At 66.2% G+C, this 12,686-nt stretch carries 11 protein-coding genes; 1 reads left to right on the top strand and 10 read right to left on the bottom strand.

The window, feature by feature from the left end; genetic code table 11:
- Position 1: 1 nt before the first annotated feature.
- The 7 genes from JX001_RS10925 to JX001_RS10955 all read right to left on the bottom strand — a co-directional run bounded on the left by JX001_RS10925 (position 2) and on the right by JX001_RS10955 (position 8,334).
- Complete coding sequence (locus JX001_RS10925) at positions 2 to 1,183, bottom strand: acyl-CoA dehydrogenase family protein (protein WP_205681083.1); 1,182 nt, start codon at positions 1,181 to 1,183, stop codon at positions 2 to 4.
- Positions 1,184 to 1,314: 131 nt separating this feature from the next.
- A complete protein-coding gene (rodA, locus tag JX001_RS10930) occupies positions 1,315 to 2,469 on the bottom strand; it encodes a rod shape-determining protein RodA (protein ID WP_066551392.1) in 1,155 nt (384 codons plus the stop codon).
- Positions 2,466 to 4,496: a penicillin-binding protein 2 gene (gene mrdA / locus JX001_RS10935; RefSeq protein ID WP_112861884.1), complete on the bottom strand. Its 2,031-nt coding sequence runs from the start codon at positions 4,494 to 4,496 to the stop codon at positions 2,466 to 2,468. Before mrdA ends, rodA begins: the two co-directional genes overlap by 4 nt.
- Entirely contained in the window at positions 4,493 to 5,011 is a 519-nt protein-coding gene (locus JX001_RS10940; RefSeq protein ID WP_205681084.1) for a hypothetical protein, read from the bottom strand. The genes mrdA and JX001_RS10940 overlap by 4 nt, the downstream gene beginning before the upstream one ends.
- Positions 5,008 to 6,153, bottom strand: a complete 1,146-nt coding sequence (gene mreC, locus JX001_RS10945; RefSeq protein WP_205681085.1) for a rod shape-determining protein MreC — start codon at positions 6,151 to 6,153, stop codon at positions 5,008 to 5,010. Before mreC ends, JX001_RS10940 begins: the two co-directional genes overlap by 4 nt.
- A gap of 151 nt (positions 6,154 to 6,304) precedes the next feature.
- A complete protein-coding gene (locus JX001_RS10950; RefSeq protein ID WP_112861881.1) occupies positions 6,305 to 7,345 on the bottom strand; it encodes a rod shape-determining protein in 1,041 nt (346 codons plus the stop codon).
- A 275-nt stretch (positions 7,346 to 7,620) separates the two neighbouring features.
- Positions 7,621 to 8,334, bottom strand: a complete 714-nt coding sequence (locus JX001_RS10955) for a TVP38/TMEM64 family protein (protein ID WP_205681086.1) — start codon at positions 8,332 to 8,334, stop codon at positions 7,621 to 7,623.
- A 122-nt stretch (positions 8,335 to 8,456) separates the two neighbouring features.
- Here JX001_RS10955 and JX001_RS10960 point away from each other — a divergent pair, with 122 nt between their 5' ends.
- On the top strand, positions 8,457 to 9,662 hold the full coding sequence (locus JX001_RS10960) for a pyridoxal phosphate-dependent aminotransferase (protein ID WP_205683162.1): 1,206 nt from the start codon (positions 8,457 to 8,459) through the stop codon (positions 9,660 to 9,662).
- Positions 9,663 to 9,705: 43 nt separating this feature from the next.
- Here the strand turns inward: JX001_RS10960 and JX001_RS10965 are convergent, their stop codons facing one another.
- The 3 genes from JX001_RS10965 to secD all read right to left on the bottom strand — a co-directional run bounded on the left by JX001_RS10965 (position 9,706) and on the right by secD (position 12,661).
- A complete protein-coding gene (locus JX001_RS10965; protein WP_205681087.1) occupies positions 9,706 to 9,993 on the bottom strand; it encodes a hypothetical protein in 288 nt (95 codons plus the stop codon).
- A gap of 86 nt (positions 9,994 to 10,079) precedes the next feature.
- Positions 10,080 to 11,069 (bottom strand): protein translocase subunit SecF, encoded by a 990-nt coding sequence (secF, locus tag JX001_RS10970; protein WP_112861878.1) that lies wholly within the window; start codon positions 11,067 to 11,069, stop codon positions 10,080 to 10,082.
- The gene (gene secD, locus JX001_RS10975; RefSeq protein ID WP_205681088.1) at positions 11,069 to 12,661 is read right to left on the bottom strand and encodes a protein translocase subunit SecD; all 1,593 of its coding nucleotides are present in this window, start codon (positions 12,659 to 12,661) and stop codon (positions 11,069 to 11,071) included. The genes secF and secD overlap by 1 nt, the downstream gene beginning before the upstream one ends.
- Positions 12,662 to 12,686 lie beyond the last annotated feature (25 nt).

Consider the following 12,686-nt stretch of genomic DNA (forward strand, 5'->3'; position numbering starts at 1 on the left):
CTCACGCTCCCGGCAGTTGCAGCAGGTGTTTGGCGATGATGTTCAACTGAACCTCGCTGGTGCCGCCCTCGATGGAGTTGGCCTTGGTCCGCAGCCAGTCGCGCGCCGCCTTGCCGTCATGCGACCGCTCGCCCTCCCATTCCAGCGCATCGGCCCCGCCCGCCGCCATCAGCAGTTCATGACGCCGCTTGTTCAGCTCGGAGCCATAGTATTTCAGCATGGAGGCGATGGCCGGGTGCGCCTGTTTGGCCTTCACCTGATCGCCGACCCGTTCCATCGCCAGACGGAAGGCGGCGGCGTCGATCTCCAGGTCCGCGATACGCGCGCGGAGCATCGGCTCGTCCAGCCGCCCCGCCTCATCGGCGCCGATGGCGTCCAGCACCACCTGCCCCACAGGCCGCCCGCCGCCGACCTCGCCCATCGCGCCGATCATGGTCCGCTCGTGCGCCAGCAGATATTTGGCCACGTCCCAGCCCCGGTTCAGCGTCCCGACCAGGTTTTCCTTCTCCACCCGGACATCGTCGAAGAAGGTTTCGCAGAAGGGCGACTTGCCTGAAATCAGGGTGATCGGCCGCGTCGTCACGCCCGGCGTCTTCATGTCGAACAGCACGAAGCTGATGCCCAGATGTTTGGGCGCCTCAGGGTCCGTGCGCACCAGGCAGAAGATCCAGTCGGCCTTGTCGGCGTAGGAGGTCCAGATTTTCTGGCCGTTGACGATCCAGTGGTCGCCCTTGTCGTCTGCCTTCGTCTGGATCGAGGCCAGGTCCGACCCCGCGCCCGGCTCGGAATAGCCCTGGCACCAGCGGATCTCGCCGCGCACGATCTCCGGCAGGAAGCGTTTCTTCTGCTCTTCGGTCCCAAAGGCCAGCAGCGCCGGGCCCAGCATCCAGACGCCGAAACTGGCCAGGGCCGGTTGGGCCTTGATGCGGCGCAGTTCGGAGGCCAGCACCTTGGCCTCCTCGCGACTGAGGCCGCCTCCGCCGTATTCCGCCGGCCATTCCGGCGCCGTCCAGCCCCGCGCGCCCATCCGCTCCAGCCACAGCTTGTGCGCCGGGGTCTTGAAGGTGGGATTTCGCCCGCCCCAGATCATCTCGTCGTCGGCCATCGGCCCGCGACATTCGGCCGGGCAGTTCGCCTCCAGCCAGGCGCGCGTCTCGGCGCGGAATTGCTCCAGATCGGTCATTCCTCGTCTCCCATGGCGTGCGTCGCTGATCGGTCGAAACTGATGCGAGACATCGTTGGGAATGACCTTATCCAGGAAATCCCCGCCTTAGAAAGCGAAACCTGAATGCCGATCACTTAGCTGACGTAACGTCAGATCAGGCCGTGACCCTTGGGCAGTTCGGCATAGCGGTGAACCCGCGTCGCCATCACCAGACCGAAACCGATCATGACGGTCAGCATGACGGTGCCGCCATAGGACAAGAGCGGCATCGGCACGCCCACGACCGGCGCCAGCCCCATCACCATCGCCCCGTTGATCAGCACATAGAGCGCGAATGTCGCCGTCACGCCCGACGCCGCCAATCGCCCGAAGTGACTGTGCGACAGCGAGGCGATCCTCAATGAGATCAGGATGATGGCGGCATAGGAGGCCAGAAGCGTGAAGGTGCCCACGAAGCCGAACTCCTCGGCGAAAGCGGCGAAGATGAAGTCGGTCTGGCGTTCGGGCAGGAACTCCAGCTGGCTCTGGCTGCCCAGGCCGAACCCGCGCCCCAGCGGCCCGCCGGAACCCATGGCGATCTTGGACTGCACGATCTGATAGCCCTTGTCCGACATGTCGGCCTCGGGGTTCAGGAAGGTCAGCACCCGGTGACGCTGATAGTCATGCATGCCGAACATCACATAGGGCGGCACCAGCACGGCGGCGGCGATGATCAGCGGCAGGATGATCCGCCAGCTCAGTCCGGCGACGAACATGATCGCCGCGCCCGTCAAACCGATCAGCATGGCCGATCCCAGGTCCGGCTGGTGCGCGACCAGCAAGAACGGCAAGCCGATGATCCCGACCGGGAAGATCAGCTTCCAATGGAAACTCGCCTCCTTGGCCGATGCGCCGTGATACCAACGCGCCAAGGCCAGCACGACGCCGATCTTCATGATCTCGGACGGCTGAATGCGGGTGAAGCCCAGGTCCAGCCATCGCGTGGCGCCCAAGGCCGTATAGCCAAGCGGCGTCTCCACCAGCGCCAGCATGAACAGCGCCATCCCGTAAATGGGATAGGCCAGGGCGAACCAGTAGCGGATGCTGATCAGCGACAGCATCAGCATCAGCGCCAGACACATGCCGAACCGGATCAGGTGCTTCATCGCCCAGGGCGACCACGATCCGCCGGCCACCGAATACAGCATCAGGGCGCCGGTGCCGGACACAACGCACAGCAAGGCCGTCAGCCGCCAGTCGATCTGGCCGAGCTTGGTCGAGACGCGTTCGCGCTCGCCGGGACGTGACAGGGCCGAGGCGGTCAACGGCCGGGCTCGGACAGATAGGGACGCGGCCCGCTGGTCGCAGACGGCGCGGGGCGGCTCGGCTGCGGCGGGGCCACAACATCGGGCTCGGGCGCGGCGCCGACCACGCCGTCCTCTACGATGGCGTCACCAGTGGGTTCGGGCGGCAGCGGCCGTTCGATGCGCGCTCGCATGTCCGGATCCTTGAGCAGCACAGTGCGCATCACTTCACGCGCGCGCGGCGCGCCGGCGGTCGCTCCGCCCTTGCCCCCGTGTTCGACGATGATGGCGACCGCATATCGCGGCGCATCCACCGGAGCGAAGGCCACGAACAGGTTGTGGTCCTTCAGCGCCCAGATATTGCTCTTGCGCGAGCCGGAGCCGTAGTTCCGGACCTGGGCCGTGCCAGTCTTGCCGGCCATCTGTATGTCGCCCAGGCCCAACTGGCTCTGGCGATAGGCGGTGCCGGATCGGTCATTGGCCACGGCGATCATGCCTTGGCGCACATATTCGACGTGGGCCGGATCGAACGGCAGGTCCGGCGCCTCGGCCCCGCTGGGCTGTTCGACGCCGCCGATGGACTTGATCAGGCGCGGTTGAAGCTGCTTCTTCCCGTTCGCCAGCCGCGAGGTCATGACCGCCAGCTGCAGGGCGTTCACCGTGATCGCGCCCTGCCCGATGGCGACCGAGGTCGTCTCCCCCGGATGCCAGACCGGATCGCGCGGGAAGGTCCGCGCCTTCCATTCCGTGGACGGCAACAGGCCTTTGCGCTGGTTGCCGACGCCGATGTCGAACTCGTGCTCGAAGCCCAGCGCCAGCCCCGCCTTGCGGATATTGTCCACGCCCGCACGGTTGCACATGGCGTAGAAATAGACGTCGCACGAGTTCTTGATCGCATTGTGCATGTTCTGGGTGCCATGCCGCCCCCAGCATCGCTGCACCCGGTTGCCGGTGCGATACGCGCCGCTGCAGAAGACCGTCTGATTCGGATCGACACCCGCCTCCAGCAAGGCCAGGGCCGTCGTCGGCTTGAAGGTCGATCCCGGCGGGAAGGTGCCGTTCAGCGTCTTGTCCAGCAGCGGCTTGCGCTCATAATCGGCCAAAGCGCGATAGGTCTTGCTCGGCACGCCGCCGACGAACAGATTGGGATCGAACGACGGCGCAGACATCATGCACAGGATGTCGCCGTTGCGCACATCCATGACCACACAGGCGCCCGACTCGTCGCCGAACACCTCCAGCGCCCGGTTCTGAACGTCGGCGTCCAGCGTCAAGATAACTTCCTTGCCGGGCACAGCGGGCCGCGATCCCCCGATGTCTTCGGCGACCACCCGTCCGCGCGCATCCACCTCGACCCGGTTGCCGCCAGGCTCGCCGCGCAGCGACGCATCCAGCGCCTTTTCGACGCCCTGACGGCCGATGCGGAAGCTGGGATTGAACAGCAGGGCCGGCGGCTGCTCGCCCTTGTCGCGGATCGCCTTGACGTCCCGGTCCGACACCTTGGCCACATAGCCGATGACGTGGGCGAATGCTCCGCCGAAGGGGTAGTAGCGCGCCTCGTTCATATCGACCATCACGCCGGGCAGTTCGTTGGCGTACTGATTGACCTTGGCGAATTCTTCCCAGGTCAGGTCACTCTTGACCGGCACCGGGTTGAACTTGGACGCCGCATTCACGTCGCGGATGATGGCGCGCCGCCGCTCCAGCGTGTCGGGCAGCACACGCCCCAGAAGATCCAGCGTCTGGTCCAGATCCTTGGTTTCGTCGCGCACCACCAGCACCCGGAAACTGGGGCGATTGCCGGCGATGACGACGCCGTTGCGGTCCTTGATCAGGCCGCGCGGCGGCGGGACCATGCGGAAGTTGAACTGGTTCTGCGACGACAGGGTCGCATATTCCTGAGCCTGAACGACCTGCAGCTGACCCAGCCGTCCGATCAGCGCGGTGATCCCCAGAGCCGTCGCCCCGCCCAGCACGAAGGTGCGCCGCAGGAAGGACCCCTGACGCTCATTCACATCGGCAAAGAAGATGGAGGGCTCGCCGCTCATCGGAACCGAATATCTCCGTCGTCGAATCGCTCAAGCATCCAGTTGGCGATCGGAAACAGCAGCAGCGTCGGCACGACCTGTCCGACCATCGGCAGGATCGCCGGTGCGTTCGCCGCTCGCATCGTCACCACCAGATAGGCCAGAAAAAAGGCGCCCAGCGTGCAGGCGGCGTAGGCTCCAAAGCGGATCAGCCCCTCATGCCCCGCCAGCAGATTGCGCGACAGCAGCACCGTTCCATAGACGCCCATCAGGCACAGCGCCCACAGGCCAAGCGGCGTATTCCAGAACAGATCCAGGAACAGGCCGATCAAAAACAAGACCGCCGGCGCCAGCATCGACGGCCGGATCAAGGGCCAGGCGAAAGCCAGGATCATCGGAATGACCGGCTCGGGCAGATGCAGACCGAACAGTTGCAGCGGCGTTCCCAGAATGACCGTCGCGGCGAGGACGAGCAGGGCCGGATAGACGATCCACTGAAGAGGTCCGACAACGCGAACCGCGACGGGCCGTCTCACGCGGCGCCTCCCGGGGCGGGTGTCGGCGCAGGGCTTGGCGCAACCGGCGCAGGCGACGGGGCCGAAGCCGCAGGCCTCGGAGACGTCACGGCCGGACGGGCCGCAGTCGGCGCAGCGGCGGGCGCAGGCGTTGGCGCTGGCGTCGCCGCCGCAGCACGCGCCCGTTCGGCCTGGGCCTGCTGCGCCGTCGCACGACGGGCGGCAGCGTCACGGATCGCTCCGACCTCGGCGGCGCTCGGCTCCGGCGCCGTCGCCAGGCCTGCGAGCGGCGGCGCATTCAGCGCATTCGGGCTGACCAACTGTCCAAAGCTCTGGAACAGCAGGACGCGGACATAGTCGATCGCCCCGTGGTCGCTGAACAGTTTGACCCGCCAGGCGCCGTCCACGCCCTTGGCGGCCACGCCGACCGGCAGTCCGCGCGGCAGCCCGCCGCCGTCACCCGAACTCAGAATACGGTCACCCGCCTTGATCGAACCGGATCCGCGAATGAACTCCAGACGCGGGCTGTCGCCGCCGTCTCCGGTCAGCATGGCGCGCGCATCGGTGCGCTCGATCATCACCGGCGTGCGCGACGCCACATCCGTCAGCAGCACGACACGGCTGACGCCGCCCGTCACGCCCGTCACCCGACCGACCAGTCCATGTTCCGTCACGACCGGATTGCCGATCCGCACGCCCTTGGCCGAACCGACGTCGATCAACTTGGCATTGGAGAAGGGACCGCGTGTTTCCGAGATGGCCCGCCCCGTGGCCATGGGCACCGGCGGTTCGGTGCGCAGACCCAGCAGGGCCTCATAGCGGCCGTTGATGTTCTTTTGGGCGATCGCTTCGTCGCGCCAGCCGCGCAGTTCGGCGATCTCGGCCTTCAGACGGCGGTTCTCGCCGATCGCGAAGAAATAGCCGCCGACATAGTCGCGCGCGGCCCCGGCCCAACGCACCGGCGCGGCGAAAACCCCGCCGACCGGCCCGGCCGCCGCTTCGAAACCGCCGCGCGCCACGCCCATGGTCGAGCCGCCCTCGGACGTGGTCCGATCGCCAAGCAACAGGACGACCGCACCGATGACAGCCACGACGACGACGACCGCGGCGGTCCACGCCAGCGGCACCTTGATGTTTTCAAAAGGGCCGTCGCGAAACGCCACGGGCGACCTTCCACTAAAAGGGGTTGGAATCGGCAGGACGCCCCCTGCCGCTCAGCCTGCCTATCGCAAAATCAAGGCTGGAATGGAACCGTGATCACGCAGGCCTGAATAGGATTTGCAGCCAAGCTTTCACCCGGCCGCAACGGACGGATCAGAGCGCGGAGTCGAGGATGCCCTTCATCCAGCGCGGATGTTCCAGCACGCGACCGCAGCCGATGGCCACGCACGACAGCGGATCGTCGGCGACCGAGACCGGCAGGCCGGTGTGATCGCGGATTTCGACGTCCAGACCGCGCAGCAGGGCGCCGCCGCCCGTCAGCATGATGCCCTTGTCGGCGATGTCGGCGGCCAGTTCCGGCGGGGTGGCTTCCAGCGCGACCTTCACGGCTTCGATGATCTGGGTGACCGGCTCGGCCAGGGCTTCCGCGGCCTGACGCTCCGAAATACGCACCTCGCGCGGCACGCCCTGCATCAGGTCGCGGCCCTTGACCTCGATCGACAGGCCCTCGCCGTCGGCCGGGATGCGAGCGGTGCCGATGTCCTTCTTGATGCGTTCGGCGGTCGTTTCGCCGATCAGCAGGTTATGGTTGCGGCGCATGTAGCTGATGATGCTGTCGTCCATCTTGTCGCCGCCGACGCGGACCGAACGCGAATAGACGATGCCCGACAGCGACAGGACGGCGACTTCCGTCGTGCCGCCGCCGATATCGACGACCATCGAGCCGGTCGGCTCGTGGATCGGCAGGCCGGCGCCGATCGCAGCCGCCATCGGCTCGTCGATCAGGCCCACGCGACGCGCCGAGGCGTTCAGGCAGCTGTCGTTGATCGCGCGACGCTCGACCGCCGTGGCGCCCGAGGGCACGCAGACGATGATCTTGGGGTTCACGAAGCCCTTGCGGTTATGAACCTTGCGGATGAAGTGCTTGATCATCTCTTCGGCGACTTCGAAGTCGGCGATGACGCCGTCGCGCATGGGGCGGATCGCCTCCATGTGGCCCGGCGTGCGGCCCAGCATCTGCTTGGCCTCGATCCCCACGGCGTGGACGACCTTGCGCCCGCCGACGTTTCTCAGCGCCACCACCGACGGCTCGTTCAGGACGATGCCCTTGCCCTTCATGTAGATCAGGGTGTTGGCGGTGCCCAGGTCCATCGCGATGTCGTTGGAGATCGCGCCGAAAAGGGAGAAGCTCATGGGAATCGATACCGTTGTTAGCTGGCAGGGCGTCTAGATGTCTCAGTCGACCTGGCGACGCCCCAACTGCCCTGACATCCCCACGCCGGACAGTTCCTGATCGTCTTCGCCACGCCTACTAGCGGCGGGTTTGCCCGTATGAAACCGGGATTACAAGCCCCGATGACAGTCTCGTCATATCGAGAACGCCACAGCCGCCCAGCAGGCCTGTGGATGAGACTGCAAGCCCGCTTCCGTCAGATCGCACGATCGTCCGCGTACGGACGGTCATGTGATTAATCGCCGCGCGCGATCTCGCGCCGCTTCACCAGTTCGCGCACCACCAGCATCAGCGCCAGCCAGGCCAGCGCCACCCCAGCCAGTATGGCCGAGGTCCATATCCCGTCGCCGCTGACTGCCGTCATGAAGGATCCGCCGAAGAAGGCGACCAGAGCGGTCTTCGGCAATACGCCCAGCGCGCACCCTGCCAGAAAACCCGAGAACGACGCCCTCGCCGCCCCGAACGCCATGTTCACGACGATGAACGGCGCCGACGGCACGTTGCGGATCATGAAGCTGGCGTAGAAGGCATTCTTGCCGACGAACCGCGTCAGCCGTCCGACCGTCTTGCCGCCGTGTCGCGCCAGCAGCCGCGCCGTGGGTCCGCGTCCCAGCCAGTAGGTCACGCCCGCCGACACGACAGTCGCGATCCAGCTGTAGAGGAAGCCGAACCACGGCCCGAACGCCACGACGCAGGCGGCGATCAGGATGAACTGCGGCGCGCCGAAAAAGGCCGAGACCGTGAACACCACAATGGCGGCGACCACGCCCCACGGTCCCTGACGGAATCCTGCCAGCCAGTCTTCCAGACGCCCTTCGGCCTCCAGCCCCAGTTGACTCTTGCCCACAGCGAACAGCGCGATCATCGCGCCCAACAGCAGGGCCGTCGCCAGCACGGCGCGCCAGCGCCGCGCCTCCATGTTCGACAGAAAATCGATGATCCAGCGCATCAGAGCCGCCGCTTATCATCCCATCCCTGCATTAGCGAGCATCAGCGCATTGTCCCGAGGGGCGACGCCGCGTAAACAACCCCGCCTCCCCGGCATGAATCTTTCAAATCGACGGGATAATGATGTCCAGCCTGCAATCTTCCGCCCTCGCCCGCGTCAAGCCTTCGGCCACCATCGCCGTCACCGCGCAGGCCCGGAAGCTGAAAGCCGAAGGCCGCGACGTGATCGGCCTGGGCGCCGGCGAACCGGACTTTGATACGCCTGAAAACATCAAACAGGCCGCGATCGACGCGATCAACCGCGGCGAGACCAAATACACCGACGCCGACGGCATGCCCGAGCTGAAGGCGGCCATCGTCGCCAAGTTCAAGCGCGAGAACGATCTCGACTATACGGCCGCCAACATCCACGTCGCGCCGGGCGGCAAGCCCGTCATCTTCAACGCCCTGGTCGCGACGCTGAACCCCGGCGACGAAGTCATCGTGCCCGCCCCCTACTGGGTCAGCTATCCTGATATGGTGCTGCTGGCCGGCGGCGAGCCTGTCACCGTGATCGGCGAGGAGAAGGACGGCTTCAAGTTGCTGCCCGCTGTGCTGGAAGCCGCGATCACGCCCCGCACCAAGTGGCTGATCCTGAACAGCCCGTCCAACCCCACCGGCGCCGCCTACACCCGCGCCGAACTGGAGGCCCTGGCCGAGGTCCTGCGTCGCCATCCGCACGTGTGGGTGCTGACCGACGACATGTACGAACACCTCGTCTATGGCGACTTCGAATACACCACCATCGCCCAGGTGGCGCCGGACCTGATCGACCGCACCCTGACGGTCAACGGCGTGTCCAAGGCCTACGCCATGACCGGCTGGCGCATCGGCTACGCCGGCGGGCCCAAGCCTCTGATCGACCTGATGCGCAAGGTGGCCAGCCAGACCACGTCCAACCCGTCCAGCATCAGCCAGTGGGCGGCCGTCGAGGCGCTGAACGGCCCGCAGGACTTCATCCCCGAGCGCAAGGCCGCTTTCGAAAAGCGCCGCGATCTCGTCGTGTCGATGCTCAACCAGGCGGCTGGCATCACCTGCGCCACACCCGAGGGCGCCTTCTACGTCTATCCGTCCATCGCCGGACTGATCGGCAAGACGACGGAGACGGGCGTGGTCATCGACGGCGATTCCACCTTTGCCGCCGAACTGCTGAACGCCGAGGGCGTCGCCGTCGTCCAGGGCGAGGCCTTCGGCCTCAGCCCCTATTTCCGCATCAGCTACGCCACCTCGGACGCCGTGCTGGAAGAAGCCTGCACCCGCATCCAGCGCTTTACGGCCTCGCTGCGCTGATGGACACAGGGCGGAGGTTCAGGCCTCCGCCCGCCATCCGGCCCTACTTGCTGGGCTGCATATAGACGACCCGGCAGTCGCCATCGATAGTGGTGTAGCGGTTGTTCGACGCGTCGACGAACGAGATCCGGCCGCCGTCGTCGTACTCGACCTTGCCGGTCGAACGTCCCTTGAAGTTCTCCACCCCATAGGTCCAGCAGGTGATGTCCGCCGGCTTGTCACCCCAGGTGGCGTCATTGCGCGCCCGCTTGCTGTCGGTGCAGGCGGACAGTCCGCCGGTCAGGGCGCCGGTCAGGGCAAGGGCGGCGGCGGTATGGACGAGCGCTTTCATAGGCTCAGCCTTGCACGGACGCCGTCCAAGGAAAAGGCCGCCCCGGCGATGCCGGGACGGCCCAACTTTCGACGATGGCGCTCGGCCTAGGGCCGGCTGGCCATGCCCAGCTTCACCGGCTTGGCGTCGTCGGCCAGGGCGCCGCGCTTGACGCCCCACAGCAGGATGATCGGCGCGCCGACATAGATCGACGAATAGGTGCCGACGATGATGCCGAACATCAGGGCGATGGAGAAGCCGAACAGGGCCTCGCCGCCAAAGATAGCCAGGGCCGCGAGCACCATGACGGCGGTCACGCCGGTGATGATGGTCCGCGACAGGGTCTCGTTCAACGACAGGTCGATCACGTCGCGCAGCGGCATGGTCTTGTACTTGCGCAGGTTCTCGCGAAGACGGTCGAACACGACGACGGTGTCGTTCATCGAATAGCCGATGACGGTCAGGACGGCGGCGACCATGTTCAGGCTGAACTCCAGCTTGAACAGCACGATCAGCCCGAACGTCAGGATCACGTCGTGCAGCAGACCGACCACGGCGCCGAACCCGAACTGCGGCTCGAACCGGAACCAGATGTAGAGGAACATCAGGCCGATGGCGACGCCCAGAGCCAACAGGCCCGAGGTGAACAGTTCGCCCGACACCTTGGAGCCGACGACGCTGACGCCCGAATAGTTGACCTGACCGACCGCGCCGCTGATGGCCCCCTCGACCTGATTGACCACCTGGGTCTGATCGCGGCCTTCCGGCACCTGGAAGCGAAGAATGGCGGTCGAGCCGTCATCGACATTGGTGTCGCGGCGCGCAATGCCCTGGACCTGAACGTCGCCCAGGTTCAGGCCGTTCACGGCCTCGCGGACCCGATCCAGCTCGATCGTCTGGCCCGCCGGCTTGGACACTTCCATCGAGGCGCCGCCCCGGAAGTCGATGCCCATGTTCAGGCCGGGATAGAAGCAGGCGATGATCGAGGCGACGCACAGGATCACCGACAGGACGCCGGCGAACCGCGCATATTTGACGAAATGGAAGTTCGTCTTCTGCGGCAGCAGTTTGATGAGGGGCCATCCACGCATCGCCATCACTCCGCGATCGGCAGTTTTTTGGGCTTGGCCGTCTTGAGCCAGTAGCCGAGCAGGACCTGGGCGACCAGGACCGAAGAGAAGACCGAGGTGAACACACCGATGGTCAGCGTCCAGGCGAACCCGCGAACCGGGCCTTCGCCGAACACGAACATGATGCCCGCCGCGACCAGGGTGGTCAGGTTGGCGTCGACGATGGTGCCCATGGCCTTGTTGAAGCCAGCGTCCATCGAGGCGATGACGCTGCGGCCCGCTCGGGCCTCGTCGCGCATCCGCTCATAGATCAGCACATTGGCGTCCACCGCGACCGCGAAGGTCAGGATCAGACCGGCGATGCCGGGCAAGGTCAGCGTCGCCTGGGTCAACGACATGGCCGCCACGATCAGCACGCCGTTCAGCACCAGGCCGACCACCGACACCCCGCCGAACAGCAGGCCGTAGGCCAGGATCATGAACAGCACGATGATGGCGAAGCCGACGGCGGTCGACAGGGCGCCGGCGGCGACCGCGTCCGCACCCAGTTCAGCCGTGACGGTGCGGCGCTCTTCGACGTTCAGCGGCGCCGGCAGGGCGCCCCCGTTCAGCAGGTTCACCAGCGTCGCCGCTTCCTGGATCGTGAAGTTGCCTGTAATCTGACCCGAGCCCGAGGTGATCGCGCTCTGGATCGTCGGGGCCGAGATGACCTTGCCGTCCAGGATGATGGCAAAGGGCTTCTGAAGGTTGGCGGCGGTGGCTTCACCGAAGCGCCGAGCGCCGGCGCCGTCGAAGCGGAAGTCGATGGCCGGGCGGCCGCTCTGGTCCGAACCGACGCCGGCGCGGGTCAGGTTCTCGCCCGACACCAGCACGCGCTTCTTGACCAGATAGGGCGTGCCGTCCTCGCCTTGCAGCAGTTCGGAATCGGGCGGCACACGGCCGGCCATAGCGTCCTGAACCGAGTTCTCGACATCGACCATCTGGAAGGTCAGGTGCGCCGTCTGGCCGATGACTTCTTCCAGCTTGCTCGGATCGCTCTCGCCCGGCGCCTGGACCACGATCCGGTCGGCACCCTGGCGGGTGATGGAGGGTTCGCGCGTGCCCAGGCTGTCGATCCGGCGACGCACCACCTCGATCGACTGGTCCACGGCCGTCGCGCCCATGCCGTTCAGCGCGGCATCGGTATAGGCGAAGCGGATGCGGTTATCGCCCAGGCGCGTCGCGGTGCGTTCCGCCTGGCCGCCCGGTCCGACCTGACCGCCCAGTTGTTGCAGCGCCTTGAACGCGACATCGCTCTGGGCCGGATTGGCCAGGGTGACGACCACGCCGCCGGCTTCACGCTGGAAGCCGTTGGTGGCGACGCCCGCGCCGTTCAGCGTGACCCGAACGTCTTCGATCAGGTTGGTGACGCGCTTTTCGCGCATCGCCGGCACATCGACTTCCAGCAGCAGATACGAACCGCCCTGAAGGTCCAGCCCCAGGTTCAGCTTGTTGTTGGGCATGAAGCCCGGCAGCGCCTCGCGTTGCTGATCCGACAACAGGTTCGGGAACGCCAGCAGACAGCCGAGAACGGCCGCGACGACGACGAGAATGACTTTCCAGCGCGACAGCTGAATCATGAGGGCGGTCCAGGTATCGGCGGAT

Source organism: Brevundimonas fontaquae (assembly GCF_017086445.1).
Lineage (GTDB): Bacteria > Pseudomonadota > Alphaproteobacteria > Caulobacterales > Caulobacteraceae > Brevundimonas > Brevundimonas fontaquae.

Excerpts from the sequence above, each read along its gene's own strand:
- JX001_RS10925 (WP_205681083.1), bottom strand. The coding sequence starts at position 1,183 with ATGACCGATCTGGAGCAATTCCGCGCCGAGACGCGCGCCTGGCTGGAG.
- mrdA (WP_112861884.1), bottom strand. The coding sequence starts at position 4,496 with ATGAGCGGCGAGCCCTCCATCTTCTTTGCCGATGTGAATGAGCGTCAG.
- JX001_RS10950 (WP_112861881.1), bottom strand. The coding sequence starts at position 7,345 with ATGAGCTTCTCCCTTTTCGGCGCGATCTCCAACGACATCGCGATGGAC.
- JX001_RS10955 (WP_205681086.1), bottom strand. The coding sequence starts at position 8,334 with ATGCGCTGGATCATCGATTTTCTGTCGAACATGGAGGCGCGGCGCTGG.
- JX001_RS10960 (WP_205683162.1), top strand. The coding sequence starts at position 8,457 with ATGTCCAGCCTGCAATCTTCCGCCCTCGCCCGCGTCAAGCCTTCGGCC.
- JX001_RS10965 (WP_205681087.1), bottom strand. The coding sequence starts at position 9,993 with ATGAAAGCGCTCGTCCATACCGCCGCCGCCCTTGCCCTGACCGGCGCC.
- secF (WP_112861878.1), bottom strand. The coding sequence starts at position 11,069 with ATGGCGATGCGTGGATGGCCCCTCATCAAACTGCTGCCGCAGAAGACG.
- secD (WP_205681088.1), bottom strand. The coding sequence starts at position 12,661 with ATGATTCAGCTGTCGCGCTGGAAAGTCATTCTCGTCGTCGTCGCGGCC.